Source organism: Devosia sp. Root105, from assembly GCF_001424865.1.
Classification (GTDB): Bacteria; Pseudomonadota; Alphaproteobacteria; order Rhizobiales; family Devosiaceae; genus Devosia_A.
The window spans coordinates 422,900-447,273 of the sequence record NZ_LMCR01000001.1; the positions used below are offsets into that span (position 1 = coordinate 422,900).

The window sequence follows — 24,374 nt, forward strand, 5'->3', positions numbered from 1 at the left end:
TCATCTGGTCCAGAACGGGCTCGAAACGCGGATCGCCTGGTTGGCGCTGCGGTCTTCGGGCTTGGCCGCTTCGGAGCTGTCGACATAGGGGCGCAGCACCAGGGCCAGGCGGCCCGAGCTCGAGGCGTTGATGATCACCTCGGACTGGCCGGGATCGAGCTGCAGGGTGGCGATGGCCTCGTCGGCGAAGATCTCGGCCCGTGGATTCTCGGGGTCGGCTGCCGCGCCGGTGGTGCCGGTTTCGCCCAGCCGGGTGTTGATCGCCAGCACCCGCACGTTGCGGAGGATGGTGTCCGAAATCTGCGGGCCCGCCTCGCCCATGCTGCGAGTCAGCACCACGTCGACCCGGTCGTTCGGGACGATGAAGCCACCGGAGGCCGAGGAGGCGGATACCATGACCGACACGCCGCGCGTGCCGCTGTCGAGCACCGCCGACAGGTAGCCGTCGCTTTCGAGCGCCAGCTTGTCGGCGCGGATCGGCTCGCCGGGGAAGAACTCGAAGCGCGCCATGGCGCCGCTCATCTCGGTAACGGCGTCGGGCATGGCTTCGGTGGTGATGTACTCGGGCCGCACCGCGCCTGCAGGCCAATCCACCCACTCAACCGATTCCGGGGTCAGCCGCTGGCCGAGACCGAGGCCGGTCTTGGCAGCGAGGACGCGCACCCGCGCTTCCTGCACCACCTCTGTCACCGCCTCGGCGACCGGCTGGGCCACCGGCTGGTTGGTCTGGGTGGTCAGATAGGCGGCGAGGCCGCCGGCGATCAGCGCCACGGCCAGCAGAGCGATGCGGGAGGGGGGAACCTTCCAGCGCCAGCCGGTGCTCGGCGGCGGCGCCACGGGCTTGCGGCGATCACCGCCCTTGCGGCGATCGGTATTGGTAACGACGGTCTGCAGCGCTTCGGAGCGCCAGGCGTCGAGGTTGCGACGCTCCGCCTGGGTCGGCGGCGGCGTCCAGGTCACCTCGGCGAGCACCTTGTCCAACACGGCCGGATCCGCCTTCTGCGCCGCGGTACGCGGCAGTTCGGGGCGCAAGGCCTCCTGGATTTCGCCATCATCCTTGAAAGCGACCGTTTGCGTACGCCGTAGCACGAGTTCCTCGCTGAGCGGCCAGAGCCTGGCAAAAGCCGGCATTCGGCCGGCCCGTATTGATCTACGCGAAAAGGCTCACGGCTTCGTTCCAAAGCGCACAGACTTCGAAGGAGGTTGGAAATGCTGGGTTAACTCTGACCGCCGATGCGGGCTGACCCCCACCCCTGTACACCGAATTCGCAGTTTGTCGTCTCCCTCCCCCTTGCGGGGAGGGATTAAGGGTGGGGGTCCACAGCCACCGGCGGTGGCGATCGGCGCTCTAAGCCAGCGGCAGCCGGACCGTTGCGGCGAGGCCGCCTTCGGCGGCGCGGGCGAAATGCACCGTGCCGGCGTTGAGCGCCACCACTTCCAGCGCGATGGCCAGCCCGAGGCCCGAACCGCGCCGGCTTTCATCATGGCGCTGGCCGCGCACGCCGAGCCGGGCGATCTGCTCCTCGGTGAGGCCGGGCCCATCGTCGGCGATGGTAAGCTCGGCAACATCACCATCGCGCCGGCCCTCGACGCGCACCCGCGACTTGCCCCATTTGGCGGCATTCTCAAGGATCACGCCCACCAGCTCCATCAGGTCGTGCCGATCGATATCGACCTTGAGCTCGGAGGAGAGTTGCACCTGCCAGTCGAGCTCCTCGCCCTCCTGGGTGCGGCTCAGCACGGCGATGGTCCGATCGACCGCCTCGTTCAGCGACGCGCTGAGCTGATGGGCCCGGGTACGCATCCTCAGCCGCGACAGGCGCAGCTGATATTCGACGCGATCGTCCATCTCGCCGACGATTTCATCGACCTGTGCGCCGGCCTCGGCATGGCCGGTGGTCTGCATATGGGCGGCGAGGTTGCGCAGCACCGACAGCGGGGTCTTCAGCCCGTGCGCCAGGTCCGCGGCGCGGGCGCGGGCGAACTCCATGGATTTCTGCTGCTGGCTCAGCAACTCGTTCACTTCGCCGACCAGCGGCAGGACTTCCGCAGGGTAGCGCGGCGGCAGCTTCTGCGCCTCGCCGCGCCGCACCGCCCCGATGCCTTCACGCAGGTGTTCGAGTGGTTTCAAACCGAGCTGCACCTGCAGCCAGGCGGCGAGGATCAGCGCCACGCCAAGCACCGCCAGCGCCAGCATCAGGTCGCCACCGAAGCGGCGGATCGACTCGTCGAGCAAGGCTCGGTCCTCGGCCAGGGTGACGCGGAAAACTCTCGGCCCGGCGTCGGTCGAGAAACTGACCTCGCGCACCATGGCGGACAGCGATTGCGCGCCCGGTCCGGCAAGGGTGCCGAAGCGCTCGGCGCCATCCGGTGCTGCCGCCCCCCGGGTTTCCAGCACGTGGTCGCCCAGCGACCGGGAACGCCAGGAATCCTCGGATCCCGAGGTTTCGACCTGCCAGTAGATGCCGGAGAGCGGCGTACCATAACGCGGATCGGGCAGCGCATCGCCGGGCACCGGCTCCTCGGCCAGCGGGTCGATCTGGGCCACCAGCCGGTTGAGGCTGGCGGTCAGCCCGTCGCGCATCGAGCGCTCGACATTGGCAGTGAACATCCAGCCGATGGCGAAACCGGCGACCAGCAGTGCGAGGATGATCCACAGCGCCGCGCCGCCCAGCAGGCGCAGGCGCAGCGAGCGCGGATTCATTCCTCGAGGGTCCCCATATAGTAGCCAAAACCGCGACGGGTCTTGATGATCTCGGTGCCGAGCCGGCGCCGCACCCGACCGACCAGCACTTCGATCGAGTTGGACTCGCGCTCGAAATCCTGCGCGTAGAGGTGCTCGGTGATCTCCATTTGCGACACCACCCGGCCGCGCTGATGCGCCAGATAGGCGAACAGCCGGTATTCCTGCGGGCTCAGGCTGATCGGGATGCCGTCGCGGGTCACCTGCATGGCGCGGGTATCGAGCACCAGATCGTCGATCTCCACCCGCGATGAGGCAAAGCCGCCGGAGCGACGGACGATGGCGCGGATGCGCGCCACCACTTCCTCGATGCGGAAGGGTTTGACCACATAGTCGTCGGCGCCGGCCTCGATGCCTTCGACCCGTTCCTCCCAATGCCCGCGCGCCGTAAGGATCAGCACGGGGCCGCTGCGGCCGGCCTTGCGCCAGCGTTTCAGGATGGTGAGGCCGTCCAGCGTCGGCAGCCCCAGGTCGAGGATGATGGCGTCGAACTCTTCGGTGTCGCCGCGATACCAGGCCTCCTCGCCGTCGGATTCGACCTCGGCAACAAAGCCGGCCGCCTGCAGGGCGGCAGCAAGGGCCTCGGCGATGCGCCGATCGTCTTCGGCAACCAGTACGCGCATGTGACGCTCAGTTCAGATCGAGATATTCACCCGTCTGGGCCAGGAAATACAGCTCGCTCACGTCGCCGGATTTACCCAGCGCCTTGATTTCATACAGCAGTACATCTTGCAGCGACACTAACTGCGCATCGATGATCTCGCCGTCGGTGAGGAGCTGGGCACGCAGCATGATGTCTTCCATCGGCAGGGCCCTGCCGCTGCGAACCGCCTGCAGCGCCGCCTTCTGTCCGAGCGGTTGGCCGGCGGTCTCGAGATCGAGGCCCAGCCCGCTCCCCCCCGAGCCGCCAAGGTTGAGGTCGACGCCGAGCCCGCTGTCGTCGCCGCCGAGGTCGACGTCCACGCCCAGCCCCTCATCGCCGCCGACGCCGACATCGACACTGCCGAGGCCCCCCAGGTCGAGCCCAAGGTCGATCTGCGCCCACGCGGCCGATGGGAGCAACAGGCCCGCAAGACAGACGAGCGCGGGCAACAGGCGATGATTCGACCGGATAGGGAGCATGCTCGGTACAATACGTTCTCGACCCTGACCATTGCCTGACAACGATCTCATGAACGTGTCAGGGCGAATCCCTGAAGCTCCTCGACGCACTAACTGCAACGGAGCCAACACCATGAAAACTCAAACCCTTGCCGCAGCTCTTGCCTGCCTCTGCGTCCTCAGCGCGCCCGCCCTGGCGCTCGACATCGGTGTCGGCGTCTCGCTCGGCGGCAACGCTTCGGCTGGCGAAAGCGGCCTGTCGCTCGGAGTCGCGACCGATATCGACGCTACGGCCAGTCTCGGACTTGACGGCCTCGGGACTGAAGATAGCACGGCTGGCAGCCTCACCGCCAATGCCTCCGCGGCTGCGTCCTTAACGGCCGGTGATGAGCTGGGTGTGGTGATCTCGCTGATCGAGAGCAGCCAGTGGACCGAAACCAGCCTCGCCGGCCTCACCGATATCGACGCCACCACCTACGATATCAGTGGCTGGATCAATGCCGAGAACGCCGCTGCGCTGGACCTCGCGCTCAGCGGCAATGCCGACGAGATCGACGACCTGCAGCTGGCGCTCAGTTCCAACGTGGCGCTCGACGCCTGGCTCGAGGCCAACAACACCTCGGCCGAGGAAGTGATCGCCATCGGCGTGGCGGCTGACGGGTCGCTGGCGGTGTTCACCAACTAAATAACTTTGATTTGGTCGCGCTTTCGAACCGGAAAAGTCTACAACTTTTCCTGAAAGCGCTCAGGCGCTACGGGGCACTGACAAAGAGCAAGGGCCGGTCAACTGACCGGCCCTTTTTCCAATTTCTCGCGAGGCGTTCAGGCCTTTTTGGGCAGCAGCTTCCAGATCCCGACGACGCTGACCGCCGCGAAGGCCATCTTCAGCACGTCCCACAGGATGAACGGAGCCACGGCGCCGTTCCAGGCGGTACCGATGAGGTTGGTGGCATCGAGCCAGCCGGGCAGCGTGGCGCCGGACTGGACGATCACATTGGCGACGACCAGAAGCCAGGTGAAGCCGAAAGCGAACAGCACCGCGTCGGCGAGGAGCATCGCGCCGAACAGCAGCACGATGCGACCGGAAGCGCCCAGATCCGCGGCACGGCCGATGATGTAGGCCATCGGCAGGTAGCCGAGGATGAAGCCGAAGGACGGGCGCATGATGTAGTCGAGGCCGCCGCCGGTGGCAAAGACGGGCAGGCCCGAGAGGCCCTGGACGATGTAGAGCGCCACGGTGGCGACGCCGATGCGCCAGCCGAAGCCGGCAGCGAGGGCGGCGACCGCCATGGTCTGCAGCGTCACCGGGATCGGCATCACCGGCACCGAGATCTTGGCCGACAGCGCCAGCACCAGCGAGCCAAGCACCACGGTGACGAGGTTTGCCACGAGGCGAGCCGACTGCGACTTGGGCGAAAGCACGCCGAGAACCGTGTTCGGCGTGGTGAGCGTCAAGGCCATTGCCAATCCTTCATCAACAGGAGCATTTCTAGCGCCGATTACTAGTCGCTCGCCTGGGAGAGCGCAATGGCTGGCCAGCCGCCGGCGCTGAGCTTCAACACGACGTTCGACGCAGCGACCGGCCACCCCGTGACGGTGGCTCCGGGCCTCGTCCGCATCACCGCTCCCAATGCCGGCCCCTACACCTTCAAGGGCACCAACAGCTTCATCGTCGGCCATGACCGGGTGGCGGTGATCGACCCCGGCCCGGATGACGACGCGCACCTGATGGCGCTGACCAGCACCATCGCCGGTCGCCCGGTGGAGGCGATCATCCTCACCCACACCCATATCGACCATTCGGCGCTGGTCCCGAAGCTGAAAGCGGCTACCGGCGCCCCGGTCTGGTCCGGCGGCAAGCATCGGCTCAGCCGGCCGCGGCGGTTGTTCGAGGTCAATGCGGTCGGCGGCGAAAGCGACTGGGGCCTCGTGCCGGATCGGGTGCTGCAGGATGGCGAACACGTCGCGATCGACGGCATCACCCTCGAGGTGATCGCCACCCCCGGCCATTGCGCCAACCACCTCGCCCTCGGGATCGCCGGCACGCCCTGGCTGCTGACCGGCGATCACATCATGGGCTGGAACTCGACCCTCGTTTCCGTGCCCGACGGCTCGATGGCCGACTACCTGCACTCGCTCGAAAAGGTGATCGGCCTCGGCTATGGGCACTACGCGCCGGCCCATGGCGGCAGCATCGAGGATGGGCCCGACTATGCCCGGGCGCTGCTGGCACACCGGCAGGAGCGCAATCGGCAGGTGGTCGCGGCGGTGAACGGCGGAGCCCGCAAGATTCGCGACCTGCTGGCGCCGATCTATCCACAGCTGGCCCTGCCGCTGCATGGGGCGGCGTTGATGACGCTGAAGGCGCATGTCGAGTATCTGGTCGATCGCGGCCTGATCGGCGCCACCTACGGCCCGTTCGGCACGACGCTGTTTCCGTCGCGCGCGTAAGCAAGGGCGTCATCGTTGCGGTGAACGACCGCCAAACTTCCCACCTCCCCGGTGAGTTTGGTCGAGCTGCGGTGGCAAAATTGCGCAGCCCGCCAGCGCGTTCGATGATCTGTTGTACTCGGCCAGCCTACTCGGCGTCATCATCCGGCTCGCCTTCGGGCGGCGGCGGGGTTTCGGTGTCGGGCGCTGCCGGCGCCTGCGGCGCATCGCGCAGCGTCAGGGTGATCTTCTGGTCGAGCGCGAGGAGGAATTCCTCGATCCGCTTGCCGTTCTCGCCGAAATCGTGGAAGCCGCCGAGCGGCACCGAGCGCATGTCGATGACCGAGCCCTGCGCCGTACCGGTCACCCGGATCGCCACCTCGTCGCGCCAGCCGAACAGCGTCACCGCAATGGCGTTGATCTGGCCGATATCGAGCGCCGTCGGCGGGGCGCGGCGGGTGCGCACATCCCAGCCGCGGGCCTCGACCAGATCGTCGACAATGGCGAACATCTCGGTGGCATCGATGGGGTAGGTACGGGCCTGGACGTTGGGGAAGGTGGCGGCGATCTCGGCCCGCAGCGGCGCGCTGGTGGGCGCGACGCGCACCGGCGAGAGCAGCGGCAGCGGGTCGGCGATATCGGTCGTCACCTCGTTGACCATCGGGTAGCGCATCGCCTCATAGCCGAGATAGGCGAAGGGCAAGAGGCAGACGATGCCGAAGAACAGGCCCCAGCCGGCCTTGCTCCAACCCTGGTCGCCGGTCATCCACAGCCGTCCGAAAGCGCCCAGCGCCAGGAAGATGGCCAGCGCCGCTACTCCCGCCGCTACCGCTTCGATGACGGCGAAGTCGGAACTGGTGATCAGCTGTTCGCGGTGCAGCAGCACCGGGATGATGGTCAGCGGCAGCGCCAGGCTGCCGAAGCGCCGGGCCCAGATTGCCCATTTCGAGGTGCGGATGAGAATGCGCATCGTGCCGGCCGGTACTGCAACAGAGCTAAGGGATAAGCACGGCGCGGCGCTTCGTGCAAAGCCTCGCAGAAGAAAGTTGTTGAGGGCCGCGGCCTGGAGCATCTCACCGCTTCGTTGAAATCGGTGAGATGCCAGAGCGTTTCAAAGAAACGCTCGAGGTCTTTGACTTGGTCGCGCTTTCGAGGTGGAAAAGTCCGCAATCCCCGCCTTCGCGGGGACAGGCTCTTCTTGAAGCTCTAGCACATCGCCTTGATCGCCTGCCATTCGGCCTCGGAGAAGGCCGGGCGGGTGGTGGTGGGCGCAACCTCGAACGCTTCGAGCGCAGCCCGCCGCTCGTCGGTCAAGGGATGGGTGTTGAGCAAAGCCAGCGTGCGGCTCATCGTGTTATCTGCCGCGATCCGCTCGAGCAGGGTCGCCAGCGCCAGCGGCGAAAAGCCGAGGCGGTTGCCGGCAGCGCCGGCAAAGGCGTCGGCCTCATGTTCCGCCTCGCGCGAGAAGCGGCTGTCGATCAGCGTCGCGCCGGCAGCCGCAGCAACCGACAGGTTGGTCATGTCGCCGAGCACGAAGCCGACCAGCAGGCCCGTCGCCGAGCTCTCGATCAGCATCTCCATGCCGTGCCGGTGGACCACGTGACCCAGCTCATGCGCCAGGACGCCGGCGAACTCATCGGCGGTTTCGGTCCGCTCGAGCAGGCCGGAGAAATAGTACACCTGGCCGCCGGGCAACGCGAAGGCGTTGGTCAGCGGCGAGCGGACCACCGTCACCCTGGGGGTGAAGGGCGAACCGGTTTCCGCCATCACACTGGCAGCGAAGCGGTCGATGGCCCGGTTCGCCTGACTGAACTCCGAACCGCAAGCCTGGAAACCGACGCCGTTGCTCAGCATGCCCTCGATCTGCATCCGAGCCCCCTCGCCGAGCCGGGTCTCCCAGGTCGGCGGCACCAGCGGGGTGACACTGTCAGCCAGCACGGGGACCCCGAACACGTAGGCGGCGATCACCGAGGCAAGCGCCGCCACCGCGATCCCGAGGACGCGCCGCTGTTGCCCACGCTCGAGCTGCGCGCGCCGGCCGAGGCCGGGGATGGCTTCGCGCAACGCCGTGTTCCACTCGCCGGCCGGTACACGCAGGCGTGCGCCATAGGGTCGGCCGGTGGCACCGAGCCGCAATTCATCGCCGAGCCCGGTCACCTCGAACAGCGCGTCGACCGGCCAGCGGTCGATCTCTTCGCGGGTGTCGCGATCGGCAATGATGAGCTCTGCCGGCGCGGCATCGCGGGTCAACGCGAAGGTGACGTAGCGGCGGGCCGCCACAAGCCCGTCATAGTAGCGTCCGACCGGCTCCATCTCCATCAGAACGACCCCACGTTGAGCGCATCGGCGAGGCCCTCGCCGGCCAGCGCCTTGTCTTCGTCGCCGGCCCGGACGGTGCTGAGGCTCTCGAGGCCGGTGATGGTGGCGCCGCGAGCCACCAGCATCCAGTAGCCGCAATCGAGATACACCTCGGCCATCAGGCCCAGCGTCGCGAGGCTCACCAGATAGCCGCCAAGCGCCAGCGCCACGCCGATCCACCCAGCCCGGGCGATGCCGGCGAGCGAGGTGAAATCGAACTGGCCCTGTATCACCAGGGTGACGAGGAAGCCGACGAGGCCGATGATGACGAATGCCACCACCAGCATGCCGGAATAGGCCGCGAACTGCAGCGCCAGGGCGCGCGCCTTGATCTCGACGCGGAGGCGCGCTGCGCCCAGATGCACCTCGGAGAACATCCGGCTGCTCTCGCGGGCACGATAGTAAAAGAAACAGGCAAAACCGACGGGAATCGCCAGCAGCAACAGGATCGCCGTCTCCGGGCCTGAGGCCACAAACCGGATCGCCACGGCGACAGCGCTTACTGCGGCGACCGCATAGGCGCGGTAGAACGGGCCGGCAATGGTGCGCCAGCTGCCGGTGAAGCTGAACTGCCGATCACCGTACCAGGTGTTGCTGTAGCGGTAGCGCCAGAGGTCGGCGGACATGAACGGGTAGGCGAGCCCGGCGGTGACGACGACCAGCAGCGACCACAGGAATTGCCGCGTCGCATAGACCCAGGCATTGCCCTTCTGGTCGAAGCGGATGCCGCGCCACAGCGTGCGCGACAGCCGGAAGTCGCGCCCGCGATAGCTGGCATAGCCGAACAGGAACCAGAACAACGTCGCGACGATGCCATAGCCGACCATCACTACAGCCCCGACCTGGGTCGAGAGGTAGAAGAAGACGATGTAGAGCGGCAGGAAGACCGCCAGCGCGATCAGAAAGCCGATCAGCAGCTGCAACGGCGTGCCGGTGTATTCGAGAGCATCGCCGTCGATGCTGGTGTTGTGCCAGTAGAACTGGCGCTTCACGGTGGTGACCCAGAAGCGATAGAGGCCGAGGGTCGGGAACATCAGGAGGTAGCCGCGGACCAGCCGCCAGAACAGTTCGGCGCGCGTACCGGTGAACTTGGCCGGGACGCGACTGATCCTCGCATCACCAAACATTGTTGTAATACTGGCCACGCCACCCCCCCAACGCGCCCGGCATGTTGCGATAATCGTGGCGTTATTGGCAAGCACCGGGCAATTGCCGGCGCTCAGTATTTACGGGTAGAGCCGCTGCCGGCTCCAGGCGCCATCCGGCAGGGCGCGGGTGAAGCGCACCCGATCGTGCAGGCGGTTGGCGCCATCCTGCCAGAATTCCATCACCTGCGGGATGACCCGGAAGCCCGACCAGTAGGTCGGCCGATTCACTGGCTCGTCTTCGCGAAAACTCTTCTTCAGGGTCTCGACCCGCTCGAGCAGGGCATAGCGGTTGGCGAGCGGCCGTGACTGCTTGGACGCATGGGCGCCGATCTGGCTGACCCGGGCACGCGTCGCGAAATAGGCGTCGGCCTCCTTGTCGGCGACCACTTCCACCGGCCCACGCACCCGGATCTGCCGGCGCAGCGTCTTCCAGTGCATGACGAAGGCGGCCTTCGGATGCGCCAGCAGCTCGCGGCCCTTGTCGCTCTCGAAATTGGTGAAAAAACAGAAGCCTCTGCTATCGCGCTGGTTGAGCAGCACCATGCGCACATCCGGCAGACCGTCGGCATCGACGCTCGCCAGCGCCATGGCGTGCGGATCGTTGGGTTCGCTTTCCTGAGCCGCGGCGAACCACTCCTCGAACAGCGAGCAGGGATCGATCGGCGCAGTATCGGAATCGTCGAACAGCCGCTCGGTAAGTGTCGTTGCCGGCATGGTTTTACCCTCGTAACGCGCCAGTCTGGACAAGCCCGGAGCGCATGGCCATATAGGATGGCGCGGGCCGCGAAAGCAAATCCCAACCCGCCCCGAATTGAAGGAACCCATGCGCGACCCGTATACCGTGCTCGGGGTGCCGAGGTCCGTCACCGAAAAAGACCTCAAGTCCGCCTATCGCAAGCTCGCCAAGGCGCATCACCCCGACCAGAACCAGGACGACCCGAAGGCCCACGCGAAGTTCGCCGAGGTCTCGTCGGCCTATGATTTTCTCAGCGACAAGGACAAGCGCGCCAGCTACGACCGCGGCGAGATCGACGCCGACGGCAACCCCCGCTTTGCCGGCTTCAGCCGTGGCGCGGGCGGCGGCGCACGCCCCGGTGCAGGGGCCGGCGCAGGCGGCTTTTCGGCCGAGGACATCCTCAAGGAATTCATGTCCGGCTTCGGCGGCCAGCAGCGCGGGCCGACGCGCGGCGCCGGCGGCAGCCAGAGCTGGGATCCGTTCACCGGTGCATCGAGCGGCGGCTTCCAGGGCGGCCGCACCACTGGGATGGGCGGCGAAGACATCAACGCCACCGTCACGGTGACGCTCGAGGAAGCGCAGGCCGCCGGCAGCGTGCCGCTGCGCATGCCGACCGGCAAGGTGCTGAACGTCAAGCTTCCCGAAAAGGTCGAGGAAGGCCAGCAGATCCGGCTCAAGGGCCAGGGCCACCCATCGCCGTATGGCGGCGCGCCGGGCGATGCCATCGTCACGGTGAAGTTCGAACGCCACAAGCAGTTCCGCCGCGATGGTGCGGACCTGCGCGTCGATGTGCCGATCACGCTCTATGAGGCGGTGCTGGGCGGCAAGGTGCGCGTCCCCACTCTCGATGGCTCAGCCGAACTGAACCTGCCGCCCTCGGTCAACACGGCCAAGGCGCTGCGGCTCAAGGGCAAGGGCCTGCACGGCGCTGGCGACCTCTATGCCACGCTCAGGGTGGTGCTGCCCGAACAGGGCGACCCCGACCTCGAAAGCCTGATGCGCTTCTGGCGCGACCAGAAGCCATACAAGGTGCGGGACAACTAGAGGCACTTCGCGGACGGACGAGATGATCCGCCGTCTCGCTTACTTCACCGGGTCATTCCCGCGAAAGCGGGAACCTCTGTTTTCTTGGCCGTGGCACCATCGCAAACGGAGGTCCCCGCTTTCGCGGGGATGACTCAGTGGGTGGGGCACCTCCACAGACACAACTTGAGTGACGCGTCAGCCTCGCGGCGCCGCGGCCCGTTTCAGCCGATCGTTGATCGCTTCGCCGAGCCCCCTGCGTGGGATTGGCGCCACGGCGATGCGGGTGGCGCCTTCATCGAGCTGGTGCAGCATGGCAAACAGGTTGCGGGCGGCCTCGCGCAGGTCGCCGCTCGGCGACAGGTTGGCGCCATCAGGACCGGGTCCGAAGCCGAGCCAGGTCTCCCCCGCCTCCGCCCGCTCGGCATCGAGGCGCAGGGTGGCGTTTGGCGCGTAGTGGCTCGCCAGCATGCCGGGCGCGGCAATTGCCGCATCGTGTCTCGCCACCGCCACCGGCCGGCCGATTGCCGCCTCGACCTCGTCGCGCGGCAGGGCGCCGGCGCGCAGCTGCGTCACCACGTCACCCTCCACCGCCAGGATGGTCGACTCCACCCCGGCCTGTGAGGCGCCACCTTCGAGCACTGGCACGGCGCCGTTGAAGGAACGCTCGACCTGCGCGGCGGTGGTCGGCGACAGCTTGCCGGAGCGATTGGCAGAGGGTGCGGCCAGTGGCCGGCCGGCAGCGCGGATCAGCTCCAGAGCCAGCGGATGGTTCGGGATGCGGATGCCAACAGTATCGAGACCCGCGGTGACCAGGTCGGAAAGCCCGGCTTCCGGGCGCTTCGGCAGTACCAGGGTGAGCGGACCGGGCCAGAATTCCGCGAGCTTGTGGGCCATCGGGCTGAAGCTCACGAAGCGCTCGGCCATGGCGAGATCGGCGACGTGGACGATCAGCGGATTGAAGCGCGGCCGCCCCTTGGTCTCATAAATCTTCAGCACCGCATCGGAATTGGTCGCGTCGGCGCCCAGCCCATAGACCGTCTCAGTAGGGAAGGCGACGAGGTCGCCGGCGCGCAGTCGCGCTGCGAGCTCGGGCAGATCGGAGTGGGAATGAACGGCGCTGGCCATGGCGCGAGGTTTGACAAGCTGGTGAGCACAACGTCAAGCTATTGGCGCAGCGACAGTTCCCGAGCCCATGGCCACTCTTCTCGTCTCCCAGCCCAATTTCGAAAGCCACGCCACCCCAACCGGGCACCCCGAACGGCCCGATCGCATCCGGGCGGTCGAGGAGGCGCTGAGCGCCGACCGCTTCGCGCGGCTGGTCCGCCGCGAGGCGCCGTCGGGCGACCTGACGCTGGCCGAGCTGGTGCATGACGCCAACTACCTGAGCATCCTCACCCGGGCCAGGCCGGCCGAAGGGATCGGCCAGATCGACGAGGACACCTTCATCTCGTCGCGCTCGCTCGAGGCGGCGTCGACGGCGCTCGGCGGCGGGCTCGCGGCGCTCGAAGCGGTGGCGCTGGGCGAAGTGCGTAACGCCTTCTGCGCCGTCCGCCCGCCCGGACACCACGCCGAGATCGACCGGCCGATGGGCTTCTGCCTGATCAACTCGATCGGCGTGGTGGCGCGCGAGGCGCAGCGCAAGTTCGGGGCCGAGCGGGTGGCGATCGTCGATTTCGACGTCCACCACGGCAATGGCACCGAGGACATCTTCAAGGCCGATCCGACGGTATTTTACGCCTCGAGCCACCAGATGCCGCTCTATCCCGGTACCGGCTCGCCGAGCTTTACCGGCGTCGGCAATATCTGCAATGCCGCGCTTCAGGCGGGCAGCGGCGGGGCGGAGATGCGCGCCGCGTATACCGAGCGGATCCTGCCGGCGCTGGAGGCGTTCCGGCCGGATTTCCTGCTGGTCTCCGCCGGCTTCGACGCCGACTATCGCGATCCGCTGGCCGGACTCAACTGGCACCCCGAGGATTTTGCCTGGGTCACCGAGCGGCTGGTGGATGTGGCCGAGCGGCTGTGCGAGGGACGGCTGGTTTCCATGCTGGAAGGTGGCTACGACCGACACGGGCTCGCCACCGGCGCCGCCGCGCATGTTGAAATGTTGATGGCCACCAGCTAGCAACGAGGCCCATCGAAGGAACTGCCATGTCCGATTCCCCCGCCACCGCCGACGATATCAAGCTGATGAGCTTCGAGGCGGCGTTGCGCGAACTCGAGGGCATTGTCGGCAAGCTCGAAAGCGGCCAGGCGCCGCTGGCCGAGTCGATCGCCATCTATGAGCGCGGCGAGGCGTTGAAGGCGCATTGCGAGGCACTGCTGAAGCAGGCCGAGATGCGGATCGAAAAGATCACCCTGCGCAACGGCCAGCCCACCGGTACCGAGCCGCTCGACCCGCAATAAGCCTTCACGCCTCGGTGAGTGCGCGACAATGACACGCGCCAAGCTGTGCCGGCTGGCGCTATAAGGCGCCAACTCATCTGGGCAGGAACCATGGCCGACACTTCCTCACCGGCGCTGGCGCGCTTCCGCATCATCCTCTGGACGCTGGTCGTAGTGGCCGCGCTCGGCGCCACGGCTTTGTTCATCTTCCGGCCGCCCTCGGCGCCGCTCGGGGTGACCGGCAAGCCGTTCACCATGGAATCGACGCTTGGCGGCGCCTTCACCGAGGCGAGCCTCAAGGGCACGCCGAGCCTGGTGTTCTTCGGCTATACGCACTGTCCCGATGTCTGCCCGACCACGCTGGCGGAATCGACAGTCTGGAAGCAGGAGCTGGGGCTCGGCAACGAGCAGCTCCGCACCATCTTCGTCACGGTCGATCCCAAGCGCGACACCAAACAGGTGTTGGCCGACTATCTGAGCCCGTTCCCCGGCACCATCGGCCTTGTCGGCTCCGACGAGCAGACGACGGCGGTCAAGGCGTCGTTCGGCGCGGCTTCCGAGACCACCGAACCTGACGCGGATGGCTTCTACCTGGTCAATCACACTGCCTCGGTGTTCCTGATCAACAAGGACGGCAATTTCGAAGGCACTATCGCCTATGGCGAGGGCAAGGAAGCCGCTATCGCCAAGATCAAGAAGCTCATCGCCTCGTGAGCGATCGCATCCGCCTCGACCAGGCGCTCGAGGCTCGGGGACTGTTGCCCAGCCGGGCTCGGGCGCGTGACGCGATCCTGCGTGGCACGGTGACGGTCAACGGCGTCGTCGCCAGCAAACCCAACCAGCAGGTCGCGGCAGATGACAGCATCACGCTCGACGACCCCGCGGCGCGCTATGTGTCGCGCGCGGCGCTGAAGCTGGTGGCCGGCCTCGAGGTCGGCGGCATCGAGCCGGCCGGACGCGTCTGCCTCGATCTCGGCGCCTCGACCGGCGGTTTCACCCAGGTGCTGCTGGAGCGCGGGGCGGCGAGAGTCTACGCCGTCGATGTCGGGCACGACCAGCTGCATGAGCGGGTGAAAGCGGACCCGCGGGTCGTCTCGCTCGAGGGCGTCAACGGCCGCGACCTGACGGTCGAGCTGATCCGCGAGCCGATCGGGCTCTTGGTCTGCGACATCAGCTTCGTCTCGGTGCTGAAAGTGCTGGAGGTGCCGCTGTCCCTCTGCGCCGCCAAGGCCGAGGCCGTCATCCTGATCAAGCCACAGTTCGAGGTGGGTCGCGACAATGTCGGAAAGGGCGGCATCGTCACCGACGAGGGCGCCATTGTCGGCTCGATCGCAGACGTCGTGGCGTTCCTCATCGCGCGCGGCTGGACCCACCTCGTTTCGGTGCCTTCGCCGATAGCCGGTGGCGACGGCAACCACGAAACGGTAGCGGTATTTCAGCTCAGCCGCGCTTGAACGCGGCGCTGAACCAGCGCCGAAACGGATAGGTCAGCTGCCCTCGTACGCCTTGCCCCATGTCGGCTTCGAGCCCGAGGGGCACATCGCATGGACCGGGCAGCGAGAAGGTGCCGAACGCCACGTCAATGGCCGAGAACACCGTGGCAAAGTTGGTCCCGGCATATTTGTACTCCCTGGCGTGATGCCAGCGATGCATCGCCGGGGAGACGAAGATCCTGCCCAGCGGACCATAGGTCCAGGGCAGGTCGGCATGAATGAAATAGCCGTAGTAGTGCCGCACCAAGCCGTTGGCGACGGCCGCCCAGGCCGGGAAACCCAGCGCCAGCAGGAATGTCGAATCGATCAGCGTGGTGGTCAGCCGATTTATCGGGTGAAAGCGCAACAGCGTAGACCAGCTCATCTCGGTGTCGCTGTGGTGTACTGCGTGGCTCGGCCAAAGCAGGTTGGTATGCTCGAGACGGTGTCGCCAGTAACCGATGAAATCGCCGGCAAAGACCACGATGAACAGGGTTGGATAGAGGCCCAGCGTTTCCCAGAACGCCGCCGGCACGAGGATCAAGCCGGCGCCCTGCATCGCCGCCTGGGCGAACCCCGTGACGAGACCAAGGATCGGCAGCATCATCAGCGTATCGAACAGATAAAGGCCCAGGTTGATCCGGATCTCGCCGGCGGCGCGCCGCAACGCGGCCAGGGCTTCGCGCTTCTTGACCAGCACCGCCAATACCGCAAAGAACAGTGCTGGCAGGATGAGTGCCGCGCCTCCGTCCCATAGCGCCGAGCCACCTTGTCTGACCACATCGCCAAGCCAGTCCATCGGCCGCCCCCAAATGTCAGGTCAGGCACATTAGCCTGGGGGTGCTTGTCGATTTGTTAACCGTTCCGGAGGCCTGGAGTTGGCGCGTCTAGAACGCGTGCTGTCCAAACAGCTTGGCCATGAAATGCGTATGCGGCGCCGCCCGCGCCTTGAAGCGGTGGCCGCGGACCTCGCGATCCAGCACCCTGACGCCGCGCCGTGGATCGCGTTCGAGCACCAACCTGGTGTGCGGCGAGATGCCGAGCCGCAGTTCCGCGCCGCGGTCGAACCGGCGCCGGTCAGGGCCGAGGTAATCCTTGGTCTCGATATAGACCTGCTCGTGCAACTGATCGGCAAGGCGCTCGGCCAGCTCGTCGCGCCGCGCCGGCAGGCTGATGACATCGTCGAAACCGAAGCGGACGTAGCGCACCACCGTCTCCGCCGCCCGGTCGGTGGTGAACAGGATGATCGGCGAGTAGCAAAGCCGCGAGGTCCGCTCCGCACGGATGGCAGAGATGCAGTCGACCAGTTCCTCGTCCCGCATGCGGTAATCGAGGAAGAAATAGGTGATCGACGTTGCCGAGCGGCCGGCATATGCGGGGTTGCCGAGGCCGCAGACCACCTCGCCGAAGCCGAGCTGATGCGCCACGGTTTCGAGCGCCAGACTATCACGCAGATTAGCGGCCATGACGTAAGCGCGGCAGGACTCGAACATCTGATAACCCTCAGCTGTGTCAGTGCGACCGCTTAGTCATCTCGCGCTTACCCGTAGAAATAGTCCAGCAAGAGCAATGGCTTACGGCCTATGCTCACAGCAAGCGCCTTGCCGCCGAGGCGGTCAATGCGCACTAGCGCGTGTTCCGGGCCGACAATTTTCTCGATTCTAAGGGTCGGCCCGCGGCACCCTGCCAGCCAGTCCCGACGAGCTCAGTGTGAATTGTCGCGCTTTCGAACCGGAAAAGTCTGCAACTTTTCCTGAAAGCGCTCTAGTAGCCGATGCCGCCCTCGCGGCCGGTCTGGCCCCGATGGCGCAGGAAATGATCGGCCAGCACCACCGCCATCATCGCTTCGCCGATCGGCACAGCGCGGATGCCGACGCAGGGATCGTGCCGGCCCTTGGTGATGACCTCGGTGTTTTCGTTATGCGTCGTTACCGTCTGGCGCGGTGTGATGATCGAGGAGGTCGGCTTCACCGCGAAGCGGCAGACGATCGGATCGCCGTTGGAAATGCCGCCCAGAATGCCGCCCGCCTTGTTCGAGGTGAAGTACGGCCCCGCATTGCCGGCTCGCATCTCGTCGGCATTCTCGATGCCGGTGAGCTCGGCCGCTTCGAAGCCAGCGCCGATCTCGACGGCCTTGACCGCGTTGATCGACATCATCGCCGAGGCGAGGTCGGCACTGAGCTTGCCGTAGATCGGGGCGCCCCAGCCGGGCGGCACGCCTTCGGCCACCACTTCGATCACCGCACCGACCGAGTTGCCGGCCTTGCGAATGCCATCGAGGTAGACTTCCCACTCCTTGGCGGCGACCGGGTCGGCGCAGAAGAACGGGTTGTTGTCCACCTCGGCCCAGTCGAAGCGCGCATAGTCGATCTTGTGCGGGCCGATCTGCACGAGGCTGGCGCGTACCGTGACATTGGGGATCACCAGCCGGGCCACCGCGCCGGCGGCGACGCGCGCCGCGGTTTCGCGCGCCGAGGCACGGCCCGAGCCCTTGTAGTCGCGGATGCCGTATTTCTGGTGATAGGTGAAATCAGCGTGGCCGGGACGGTATTTGTCCTTGATCTCGGAATAGTCCTTGGAGCGCTGGTCGGTGTTCTCGATCATGAGCGAGATCGGCGTGCCGGTGGTTTTCAGCTGGCCGTCGCGCTCGTCCTCGAAGGCGCCGGAGAGGATCCGCACCTGATCGTCCTCGCGCCGCTGCGTGGTGAAGCGCGACTGGCCGGGCTTGCGCCGATCGAGATCGCGCTGAATCACCTCGGCCGAGATCGGCAGCCCCGGCGGGCAGCCATCGACCACCACGCCCAGCGCCGGCCCATGGCTTTCGCCCCAGGTGGTGAAACGGAACAGGTGGCCGAAGGTATTGAAGCTCATGAGAATGCCCCGAAGACTGCCGCGGTTCTAGGGGCACGCGGCGAGACGGTCAATCGAGCCAGTTCTCGACCGGGTCATTCGAGCGGGGTGCGGGGGTCTGGCGGCAGCGAACTGTCATCGACATCCGGGAACTCGCGAAAGGCTTCCCACTCGCTGAACAGCTCGGCCAACGTCCTGGGTGGCGCCGTTACCGGGCGAACTCGACAGGGATGCGCACGACCTGATTGCGACAGTTGCGGAAAATGCTGGCGGTACGAAGCTGCTGCTGTGTCACGGCCACCCCTTTGGCATATGCCAAGACATCCGCTCAGGACTTCAACCGGAACCGAGACTCCCTTCAGTCGCCCTGCCTGCCGACAAGCGTCTTGCTCAGCACAACACTGCGATAGTTGGTGTGTTGCCACTGGGTGCGCTCGATGAAGCGGTAGCCGAAGCGCGTGTACCACTCGACGAGGTGCACTGCCGGTTCCGCTGTATCGAGCGCCAGTTCCCGGGCGCCGGAAGCAGCGGCGCGGTCTTCGACATCGGCAATGAGCCGGCGTCCGAGGCCTTGGCTCTGGAGCTCGGGCTCGACCGCGAACTGGCCGAACGAGGCGACGTCGGATCGATCGTACCAGGGGCTGCCATTGGTGCGGGAAGCATCGCGGAAGAGGATGGTGCCGCAGATCACCCCATCGGCGACGGCGACGAAGCACTCGCCCGATGCGATACGCTTCTCGGTGACCTCGGCACTCTGATGCGTCGCCCAGAAGCGCAGCCCCATCGCGGCGAGGCGCGCATAGGCGCGGTGCAGCAGCTCGGTCAGCTCAGCCGCCGAGTCGGTGTCGAGCCAGGGCCGGATCGCGATGGCGGCCAGGGGTGGCGGATCGTTCCCGGTGCTCTTCAACGTGGCCTCCCAAGCTCGTCCGCTCAGTCGTCCCAGCTGTGACCAGCCGGATAGACGACGCTCTTGCCGTCGATGAAATGCACCACCGAATCTTGCGGCGGGAACCAGTTCACTGCGCGCTCGGCCGGAAAATCCTCGATCAGGCGGCGCAAAATCCTGAGGATCCCGCCATGCGCCACGATGATCGCCGGCGCTTTGAGCGTGTCGGTGGCAAAGCTCAAGATGCGCTGCGCCACATCCTCATAGCTCTCGCCCGAGGGCGGGCGGAAATTCCAGAAGCTGGCGTCGCGCTCGCCGGCGATCGCCATCTCGCCGGAACTGAGCTCGGTGTGGAGCCGGCCTTCGTAAATGCCGAACGATACCTCGACCAGCCGCTGGTCGAAGACCACCTCGGGCAGCGGCACAGAGAAGGCCGAACGGACGCGGGCCATGGTCTCGCGAGTGCGGCCGAGCGGCGAAGCGTGCCAGGTGAAATCGGCCGGGCTGCGACCGGCCCGCTCGAGGATCTGCACCAAGAGCTTACCGTTGAGATCGGCCTGGCCGCGGCCGATATCGTTGAGCGGGATGTCCTTGGACCCCTGGTAGCGCCCCTCGGCGTTCCAGTCGGTTTCGCCGTGACGGATGAAATAGAGTTCAGGCCAGGTGATGGACATATCGACGCTCGGAAACGAAAGGGGCCGCCTTGCGGCAGCCCCAGGATAAATCAGGCGGTGGGCGCAGCGGCGTCGGCTTCATCGTCGACATGCATGCCGATGATGTTGAAGCCGCAATCGACATACTGCACCTGGCCGGTGACGCCGGAGGCGAGATCGCTGAGCAGGTAGAGCGCGGCCGAGCCGACTTCTTCCTGGGTGACGTTGCGCTTCAGCGGCGCCGCCTTCTCCTGGAAGTGCAGCATGGTGCGGAGCCCCGAGATGCCGGAGGCCGCCAGGGTTTTGATGGCGCCGGCCGAGATGGCGTTGACGCGGATGTTCTGCGGGCCGAGGTCATGCGCTAGGTAGCGCACCGAGGCCTCGAGTGCGGCCTTGGCGACGCCCATGACATTGTAGTTCGGCACGTATTTTTCGGCGCCGTAATAGGTCAGCGTCAGCAGCGAGCTACCGGGGTTCAGCATCGCCTCGGCGCGCTTGGCGACGGCGGTGAACGAATAGACCGAGATGTTCATGGTGAGCGCGAAGTTCTCGGCGCTGGTGTTGATGTAGCGGCCCTCGAGCTCATCCTTGTTGGAAAAGCCGATGGCGTGGACGAGGAAATCCATCGTCCCCCACTTGTCCTTGAGCACCCGGAAGGTCTCGTCCATCGCCGCGTCGTTCGACACGTCGCACTCGACCAGCGTGGTGACGCCGATCTCGGCGGCGAGCGGCTCGACGCGCTTCTTCAGCGCCTCGCCCTGGTAGGAGAAGGCGATCTCGGCGCCCTGGTCGGCGAGGGCCTTGGCGATGCCCCAGGCGATCGAGCGGTTGTTCGCCACGCCCATGATCAGGCCCTTTTTGCCGGCCATCAGCCCCTGCGCCATCGTCGTGCTCCGTCTTCATTGTCTCGTTGGCGCCGCTTGTCGCATAGCGACCGGTAGCGGGCAAGTTCGCCCTTGCGCCAACCCCGCTCAGGTCTATCTTCCCCCGCCATGACCACGCTCACTGCCAAAGATATCGTCCGCGCCCTGAAGCCGCTGGTCGGCGATGGCGGCGCGCTGCTCGCCGATCCCGCGGAGATGACGAGTTACCTGACTGAGCCGCGCAAGCGCTTCCACGTGCCGGCAGTGGCGGTAGCGCTGCCGGGGAGCGTCGCGGCGCTACAGGCGATCTGCCGCTGGGCCAACCAGCATCGGGTGCCGCTGGTGCCACAGAGCGGCAATACCGGTCTGGTCGGCGGCCAGGTGCCGCTCAGCGGCAATGAGGTGATCGTCAACCTCTCCCGCATCAACCGGGTGCGCGAAGTCAATGCCGCAGCCGGGCACATGACGGTGGAAGCCGGGCTGATCCTCGAAGAGGCGCATAAGGTGGCGGAGGCCGCGGGGGCGATTTTCCCGCTGTGGCTGGCGTCGCAGGGCTCGGCCCGTATCGGTGGCGTGCTCAGCTCCAATGCCGGCGGCGTGCAGGTGCTGGCCTATGGCAATGCGCGCGAGCTGACGCTGGGGGTCGAGGCGGTGCTGGCCGACGGGCGGCTCTACAACGGGCTCAACGCGCTGAAGAAGGACAATACCGGCTACGACCTCAAGGACCTGCTGGTAGGGGCCGAAGGCACGCTCGGCTTCATTACCGCGGCGACAGTAAAGCTGTTCCCGATCCCCGAGGCACAGGAAACGGCGCTGATCAACGTGGCCGATCCCGGCGTGGCGCTGCAGTTGTTCTACCTCTTGCGCGAGCGGGCCGGCTCGCGCCTCACCGCGTTCGAGCTGATGAACCGGTTCGGCATCGACCTGCAGCTGAAATATGGCCTGTTGCCGCGCGACCCGACCGCCAGCCTGTCGCCCTGGTATGTGCTGGCCGAAGTGAACCGGATGAAAGGCGGTGCGCCCGGCGCATTGCAGGCGGCGCTCGAACAAGCGCTCGGCAGCGGCCTCGTCGCCGATGCGGTGGTCGCCGAGTCGGAGGCCGATCGCACCTTGATGTGGGCGGCACGCGAGCAGATGAGCGAGGTGCAATCGAAGGAAGGCGCCTCGATCAAACACGATGTCTCGGTGCCGATCGGCGCCGTGCCGCAGCTGATCGCCGAGGGCAGCGCCGCAGTGGAGCGCGCTATCCCCGGCGTGCGGCCCTGCCCGTTCGGCCACATGGGCGACGGCAATATCCATTTCAACTTCAGCCAGCCCGCCGGCGCCGACTCCAAGGCTTTCATGGCGCGCGAGGCCGACGCCAACGCGGCCGTCTATGAAGTGGTGCGCAAGCTCGGCGGTTCGGTGTCGGCCGAGCACGGCATCGGGCAGCTGAAATCCGCCCTGCTGCGGCAGGTGAAGGACCCGGTGGCGCTCGAGATGATGCAGGCGATCAAGGCGGCGCTCGACCCCAACGGAATCCTCAACCCGGGCAAGGTGCTTTAGCTAGCTGGAGCGACGGAGCGAAGCCATCGACGGCGAGCTCCCCTCCCTCAATCCCCCCTCCTGGCAGACGCGGTAGCGCTGCGGCGGAGGGAAGCGACGACTGCCAGCAAGGTCGAGCTGGCACGCCTCAAGGCCAGCGATGCAAAAGAGGTGCCCTGCCCCCCACGTCGGGCGAGGGCACCGAGTAGCGGCTAGTTGGTGGGGAGTGTATTCTTGTAGATCTTGCCGTCCTTCATGATCACCACGAAGTTCGCCGGGTTGGCCACGAGGTTGATGTTGGCGATCGGATCGCCCTCGACCAGCAGCAGGTCAGCGAGTGCCCCTTCCTCGACAACGCCGAGTTTGCCCGGATAGGGGTTGCGTAACCCGGTCAGCTGCAGCAATTCGCCGTTGGTGCCGGTCGCCATGGCCAGGGCCTCGGCCGGCGTATACCAGCGCGTCAGCAGCGTGAGCATATGTCCCTGCAATTGCGCCATCGCCGGAGAGAACAGGATGTCCGTGCCGAAGGCGGTCTTGATACCGTACTGCTTGGCCCAGCCATAGATGCGGTCGGTGCCGGTGATCACCTGCCGCAGCCGCGCGCGGCTGTCCTCAGGAAGCGTGACGCCCTCCTCGAAGCTCTCGTCGAACGGCTGGGTCGAAAGCCAAATGCCCTTCTCGGCCATCGCCTTGGCGTCCGCCTCGTTCATCAGATGGCCGTGCTCAATCACCTTCACCCCCACCGACAGCGCTCGCTCGATCGCTTCGGGGGTATAGGCGTGCACGGTGACGTAGGTGCCCCAGTTGCTCGCCGCCTCAACCGCGGCCGTCAGTTCGTCGGCCGTGAAGGTCGATGCATCGAGCGGGCTGAACGGCGACGCGACACCGCCGCCTGCCGTCAGCTTGACCTGCGAAGCGCCCAGCATCAACTGCTCGCGCGCCCGCATGCGCACCTCGTCCGGACTGTCGGCGATCATCGCCACGCCCAGTTCTTCCATGCGGGTCAGCTCACCCGGCCGGCGCGGCAGCTCCCACTGGTGACGGAAATCGCCATGGCCGCTGGTAACGCTGATGATAGCGCCCGATGGATAGATCCGGGGGCCATCGATGAGCCCCTCGTCGATCGCCCGCTTCAGGGAGAAGACCGGACCGCCCACGTCGCGTACGGTAGTGAAGCCACGCATCAGGGTGGCCTTGGCCTCGTCCGCCGCCAGCAGCGTGGTGTAGCCTGCATCGTTGTTGAGGCCCTCCTCGGGGGTCGAGCGGATGAGCATGGCGTGCCAATGCGCATCGATCAGCCCGGGCATCAGCGTGCGACCAGCACCCTCGATCACACTGGCGCCATTCGCGTCGATCGGAGCGGCGGAGATGGCAGCGATCTTGCCTTCCTCGACCAGCACGTTGGTCGGCTCCGTCAGTGCATCAGCCTTGCCGTCGAAAACCCTTACATTCTCGAACAGCACGCTGCTGCTCGCCGCGTCCTGCGCGAAGGCGGTGCCCAAGCCAAGAACGAGGGTGACAAACAGACCAGCTCCTGCCAGCGGCGCTCGCAGTTTCGCGCTCGTCCGGGGCTGGAACGGCTTCCGAGCCGTGAGGCTTGGGGGGGTATTTGACGCTCTGGACACTTGCATCTCTCCGTCGTGTTGGTTCCGGCACTTCAGGCGGGCATGGAGCCCGTAGGCTCCGTGCCCGCCGATGGTCAGTTGCGAGTGGCGGTGAAGGTGCGAGGTCTCTCGCCGCGCACCGTCGGGTGATAGGTGCAACGCAGGGTACGGATGCGCGGCGACTGGCCGACGATGACGCGTCCGATGGTCCCCAGCAGGCCGCCATAGTTCCGGCAATCCATCGAAGCCCGTTCCCAGGCGCGCCCGCGATTGCAGGAGGCGCGCTGCAGGTCGACGATGATGTCACGCCCAGAGGTACGCCAGGTCAGGCGGCCGTCGCAGCTCACGCCGCCGCCGCGGACTTGATAGGTTCCGCGCCGTTCCAGGCAGAACGTCAGCCGGTACGGGCCATAGAGGTTCTGGTTGGCACGGAAGCAGCCGCTTACGGGAACACCCACCGGATGATCGGGGACCATCACCAGCGGTGCAACGTCCTGGGCGAGCACGGCCGGCGACTGCAACGCTGCAAGCACCAGGACGGCGCTGAGCAGCAATTTCATGAAGCGATACATTGTCTTGTTCCTCCTTGTTGAGCACC

The 24,374-nt window shown here is 66.4% G+C and carries 26 protein-coding genes; 8 read left to right on the forward strand and 18 right to left on the reverse strand.

The features are described from left to right. From cpaB to ASC68_RS01840, 4 genes are all read right to left on the reverse strand, one after another. Window positions 1–1,131: a Flp pilus assembly protein CpaB gene (cpaB, locus tag ASC68_RS01825; RefSeq protein WP_055873873.1), complete on the reverse strand. Its 1,131-nt coding sequence runs from the start codon at window positions 1,129–1,131 to the stop codon at window positions 1–3. A 217-nt stretch (window positions 1,132–1,348) separates the two neighbouring features. Then, window positions 1,349–2,704, reverse strand: coding sequence for a HAMP domain-containing sensor histidine kinase (locus tag ASC68_RS01830; protein WP_055873876.1), 1,356 nt, complete (start codon window positions 2,702–2,704; stop codon window positions 1,349–1,351). Next, on the reverse strand, window positions 2,701–3,366 hold the full coding sequence (locus tag ASC68_RS01835; RefSeq protein ID WP_055873879.1) for a response regulator transcription factor: 666 nt from the start codon (window positions 3,364–3,366) through the stop codon (window positions 2,701–2,703). Before ASC68_RS01835 ends, ASC68_RS01830 begins: the two co-directional genes overlap by 4 nt. A gap of 7 nt (window positions 3,367–3,373) precedes the next feature. Beyond that, entirely contained in the window at window positions 3,374–3,835 is a 462-nt protein-coding gene (locus ASC68_RS01840; protein WP_156384479.1) for a hypothetical protein, read from the reverse strand. 142 nt (window positions 3,836–3,977) lie between these two features. Here ASC68_RS01840 and ASC68_RS01845 point away from each other — a divergent pair, with 142 nt between their 5' ends. Continuing rightward, window positions 3,978–4,529: a hypothetical protein gene (locus ASC68_RS01845; RefSeq protein ID WP_055873885.1), complete on the forward strand. Its 552-nt coding sequence runs from the start codon at window positions 3,978–3,980 to the stop codon at window positions 4,527–4,529. A 137-nt stretch (window positions 4,530–4,666) separates the two neighbouring features. On the opposite strand, the gene ASC68_RS01850 is transcribed toward ASC68_RS01845, so the two are convergent. Then, a complete protein-coding gene (locus tag ASC68_RS01850) occupies window positions 4,667–5,305 on the reverse strand; it encodes a biotin transporter BioY (RefSeq protein ID WP_055873888.1) in 639 nt (212 codons plus the stop codon). 66 nt (window positions 5,306–5,371) lie between these two features. On the opposite strand from ASC68_RS01850, the gene ASC68_RS01855 reads away from it, so the two are divergent. After that, on the forward strand, window positions 5,372–6,295 hold the full coding sequence (locus ASC68_RS01855) for an MBL fold metallo-hydrolase (protein ID WP_055873891.1): 924 nt from the start codon (window positions 5,372–5,374) through the stop codon (window positions 6,293–6,295). 127 nt (window positions 6,296–6,422) lie between these two features. Here ASC68_RS01855 and ASC68_RS01860 read toward each other — a convergent pair whose 3' ends face one another. The 4 genes from ASC68_RS01860 to pdxH all read right to left on the reverse strand — a co-directional run bounded on the left by ASC68_RS01860 (window position 6,423) and on the right by pdxH (window position 10,494). Further along, complete coding sequence (locus ASC68_RS01860) at window positions 6,423–7,244, reverse strand: DUF1499 domain-containing protein (RefSeq protein WP_055873894.1); 822 nt, start codon at window positions 7,242–7,244, stop codon at window positions 6,423–6,425. Window positions 7,245–7,480: 236 nt separating this feature from the next. After that, window positions 7,481–8,593, reverse strand: a complete 1,113-nt coding sequence (locus ASC68_RS01865; RefSeq protein WP_055873895.1) for a M48 family metallopeptidase — start codon at window positions 8,591–8,593, stop codon at window positions 7,481–7,483. Then, on the reverse strand, window positions 8,593–9,777 hold the full coding sequence (locus ASC68_RS01870) for a DUF898 family protein (RefSeq protein ID WP_156384478.1): 1,185 nt from the start codon (window positions 9,775–9,777) through the stop codon (window positions 8,593–8,595). Before ASC68_RS01870 ends, ASC68_RS01865 begins: the two co-directional genes overlap by 1 nt. Before the next feature lie 81 nt (window positions 9,778–9,858). Then, complete coding sequence (gene pdxH, locus ASC68_RS01875; protein ID WP_055873901.1) at window positions 9,859–10,494, reverse strand: pyridoxamine 5'-phosphate oxidase; 636 nt, start codon at window positions 10,492–10,494, stop codon at window positions 9,859–9,861. Between the two features lie 109 nt (window positions 10,495–10,603). Between pdxH and ASC68_RS01880 the strand changes: the two genes are divergently transcribed. Beyond that, on the forward strand, window positions 10,604–11,560 hold the full coding sequence (locus ASC68_RS01880; protein WP_055873904.1) for a J domain-containing protein: 957 nt from the start codon (window positions 10,604–10,606) through the stop codon (window positions 11,558–11,560). A gap of 177 nt (window positions 11,561–11,737) precedes the next feature. On the opposite strand, the gene ASC68_RS01885 is transcribed toward ASC68_RS01880, so the two are convergent. Then, window positions 11,738–12,667, reverse strand: coding sequence for an L-threonylcarbamoyladenylate synthase (locus tag ASC68_RS01885; RefSeq protein ID WP_055873906.1), 930 nt, complete (start codon window positions 12,665–12,667; stop codon window positions 11,738–11,740). 67 nt (window positions 12,668–12,734) lie between these two features. On the opposite strand from ASC68_RS01885, the gene ASC68_RS01890 reads away from it, so the two are divergent. The 4 genes from ASC68_RS01890 (at window position 12,735) to ASC68_RS01905 (ending at window position 15,378) form a co-directional block, all read left to right on the forward strand. Beyond that, window positions 12,735–13,664, forward strand: a complete 930-nt coding sequence (locus tag ASC68_RS01890) for a histone deacetylase family protein (protein WP_055873909.1) — start codon at window positions 12,735–12,737, stop codon at window positions 13,662–13,664. Between the two features lie 26 nt (window positions 13,665–13,690). After that, window positions 13,691–13,945: an exodeoxyribonuclease VII small subunit gene (locus tag ASC68_RS01895; protein WP_055873912.1), complete on the forward strand. Its 255-nt coding sequence runs from the start codon at window positions 13,691–13,693 to the stop codon at window positions 13,943–13,945. A gap of 90 nt (window positions 13,946–14,035) precedes the next feature. Then, window positions 14,036–14,638: an SCO family protein gene (locus ASC68_RS01900; RefSeq protein WP_055873916.1), complete on the forward strand. Its 603-nt coding sequence runs from the start codon at window positions 14,036–14,038 to the stop codon at window positions 14,636–14,638. After that, window positions 14,635–15,378: a TlyA family RNA methyltransferase gene (locus ASC68_RS01905; RefSeq protein ID WP_055873919.1), complete on the forward strand. Its 744-nt coding sequence runs from the start codon at window positions 14,635–14,637 to the stop codon at window positions 15,376–15,378. Before ASC68_RS01900 ends, ASC68_RS01905 begins: the two co-directional genes overlap by 4 nt. On the opposite strand, the gene ASC68_RS01910 is transcribed toward ASC68_RS01905, so the two are convergent. The 6 genes from ASC68_RS01910 to ASC68_RS01935 form a co-directional block, all read right to left on the reverse strand. Next, entirely contained in the window at window positions 15,365–16,195 is an 831-nt protein-coding gene (locus ASC68_RS01910; RefSeq protein WP_055873921.1) for a sterol desaturase family protein, read from the reverse strand. The two genes, ASC68_RS01905 and ASC68_RS01910, sit on opposite strands and share 14 nt — an antisense overlap. An 88-nt stretch (window positions 16,196–16,283) precedes the next feature. After that, entirely contained in the window at window positions 16,284–16,889 is a 606-nt protein-coding gene (locus ASC68_RS01915; RefSeq protein WP_055873925.1) for a hypothetical protein, read from the reverse strand. A gap of 271 nt (window positions 16,890–17,160) precedes the next feature. Then, on the reverse strand, window positions 17,161–18,267 hold the full coding sequence (gene aroC / locus ASC68_RS01920) for a chorismate synthase (protein ID WP_055873928.1): 1,107 nt from the start codon (window positions 18,265–18,267) through the stop codon (window positions 17,161–17,163). A 337-nt stretch (window positions 18,268–18,604) separates the two neighbouring features. Next, window positions 18,605–19,153, reverse strand: coding sequence for a GNAT family N-acetyltransferase (locus ASC68_RS01925; RefSeq protein ID WP_244488386.1), 549 nt, complete (start codon window positions 19,151–19,153; stop codon window positions 18,605–18,607). A gap of 23 nt (window positions 19,154–19,176) precedes the next feature. Continuing rightward, on the reverse strand, window positions 19,177–19,806 hold the full coding sequence (locus ASC68_RS01930) for a histidine phosphatase family protein (protein ID WP_055873932.1): 630 nt from the start codon (window positions 19,804–19,806) through the stop codon (window positions 19,177–19,179). A 50-nt stretch (window positions 19,807–19,856) separates the two neighbouring features. Further along, window positions 19,857–20,669, reverse strand: a complete 813-nt coding sequence (locus ASC68_RS01935; RefSeq protein WP_055873935.1) for an SDR family oxidoreductase — start codon at window positions 20,667–20,669, stop codon at window positions 19,857–19,859. A gap of 108 nt (window positions 20,670–20,777) precedes the next feature. Here ASC68_RS01935 and ASC68_RS01940 point away from each other — a divergent pair, with 108 nt between their 5' ends. Continuing rightward, the gene (locus tag ASC68_RS01940; RefSeq protein ID WP_055873938.1) at window positions 20,778–22,193 is read left to right on the forward strand and encodes an FAD-binding oxidoreductase; all 1,416 of its coding nucleotides are present in this window, start codon (window positions 20,778–20,780) and stop codon (window positions 22,191–22,193) included. Window positions 22,194–22,384: 191 nt separating this feature from the next. On the opposite strand, the gene ASC68_RS01945 is transcribed toward ASC68_RS01940, so the two are convergent. Both ASC68_RS01945 and ASC68_RS01950 read right to left on the reverse strand, forming a co-directional pair. Next, on the reverse strand, window positions 22,385–23,674 hold the full coding sequence (locus tag ASC68_RS01945; RefSeq protein ID WP_244488385.1) for an amidohydrolase family protein: 1,290 nt from the start codon (window positions 23,672–23,674) through the stop codon (window positions 22,385–22,387). A gap of 197 nt (window positions 23,675–23,871) precedes the next feature. Then, on the reverse strand, window positions 23,872–24,348 hold the full coding sequence (locus ASC68_RS01950) for a hypothetical protein (RefSeq protein ID WP_055873941.1): 477 nt from the start codon (window positions 24,346–24,348) through the stop codon (window positions 23,872–23,874). Between the last annotated feature and the right edge of the window lie 26 nt (window positions 24,349–24,374).

What these genes read in the sequence shown, in the direction of transcription:
- cpaB (WP_055873873.1), bottom strand. Translation starts at nt 1,131, where the DNA reads ATGCCGGCTTTTGCCAGGCTCTGGCCGCTCAGCGAGGAACTCGTGCTA.
- ASC68_RS01830 (WP_055873876.1), bottom strand. Translation starts at nt 2,704, where the DNA reads ATGAATCCGCGCTCGCTGCGCCTGCGCCTGCTGGGCGGCGCGGCGCTG.
- ASC68_RS01835 (WP_055873879.1), bottom strand. Translation starts at nt 3,366, where the DNA reads ATGCGCGTACTGGTTGCCGAAGACGATCGGCGCATCGCCGAGGCCCTT.
- ASC68_RS01845 (WP_055873885.1), top strand. Translation starts at nt 3,978, where the DNA reads ATGAAAACTCAAACCCTTGCCGCAGCTCTTGCCTGCCTCTGCGTCCTC.
- ASC68_RS01850 (WP_055873888.1), bottom strand. Translation starts at nt 5,305, where the DNA reads ATGGCCTTGACGCTCACCACGCCGAACACGGTTCTCGGCGTGCTTTCG.
- ASC68_RS01855 (WP_055873891.1), top strand. Translation starts at nt 5,372, where the DNA reads ATGGCTGGCCAGCCGCCGGCGCTGAGCTTCAACACGACGTTCGACGCA.
- ASC68_RS01860 (WP_055873894.1), bottom strand. Translation starts at nt 7,244, where the DNA reads ATGCGCATTCTCATCCGCACCTCGAAATGGGCAATCTGGGCCCGGCGC.
- ASC68_RS01865 (WP_055873895.1), bottom strand. Translation starts at nt 8,593, where the DNA reads ATGGAGATGGAGCCGGTCGGACGCTACTATGACGGGCTTGTGGCGGCC.
- pdxH (WP_055873901.1), bottom strand. Translation starts at nt 10,494, where the DNA reads ATGCCGGCAACGACACTTACCGAGCGGCTGTTCGACGATTCCGATACT.
- ASC68_RS01880 (WP_055873904.1), top strand. Translation starts at nt 10,604, where the DNA reads ATGCGCGACCCGTATACCGTGCTCGGGGTGCCGAGGTCCGTCACCGAA.
- ASC68_RS01885 (WP_055873906.1), bottom strand. Translation starts at nt 12,667, where the DNA reads ATGGCCAGCGCCGTTCATTCCCACTCCGATCTGCCCGAGCTCGCAGCG.
- ASC68_RS01890 (WP_055873909.1), top strand. Translation starts at nt 12,735, where the DNA reads ATGGCCACTCTTCTCGTCTCCCAGCCCAATTTCGAAAGCCACGCCACC.
- ASC68_RS01895 (WP_055873912.1), top strand. Translation starts at nt 13,691, where the DNA reads ATGTCCGATTCCCCCGCCACCGCCGACGATATCAAGCTGATGAGCTTC.
- ASC68_RS01900 (WP_055873916.1), top strand. Translation starts at nt 14,036, where the DNA reads ATGGCCGACACTTCCTCACCGGCGCTGGCGCGCTTCCGCATCATCCTC.
- ASC68_RS01910 (WP_055873921.1), bottom strand. Translation starts at nt 16,195, where the DNA reads ATGGACTGGCTTGGCGATGTGGTCAGACAAGGTGGCTCGGCGCTATGG.
- ASC68_RS01915 (WP_055873925.1), bottom strand. Translation starts at nt 16,889, where the DNA reads ATGTTCGAGTCCTGCCGCGCTTACGTCATGGCCGCTAATCTGCGTGAT.
- aroC (WP_055873928.1), bottom strand. Translation starts at nt 18,267, where the DNA reads ATGAGCTTCAATACCTTCGGCCACCTGTTCCGTTTCACCACCTGGGGC.
- ASC68_RS01930 (WP_055873932.1), bottom strand. Translation starts at nt 19,806, where the DNA reads ATGTCCATCACCTGGCCTGAACTCTATTTCATCCGTCACGGCGAAACC.
- ASC68_RS01935 (WP_055873935.1), bottom strand. Translation starts at nt 20,669, where the DNA reads ATGGCGCAGGGGCTGATGGCCGGCAAAAAGGGCCTGATCATGGGCGTG.
- ASC68_RS01940 (WP_055873938.1), top strand. Translation starts at nt 20,778, where the DNA reads ATGACCACGCTCACTGCCAAAGATATCGTCCGCGCCCTGAAGCCGCTG.
- ASC68_RS01950 (WP_055873941.1), bottom strand. Translation starts at nt 24,348, where the DNA reads ATGTATCGCTTCATGAAATTGCTGCTCAGCGCCGTCCTGGTGCTTGCA.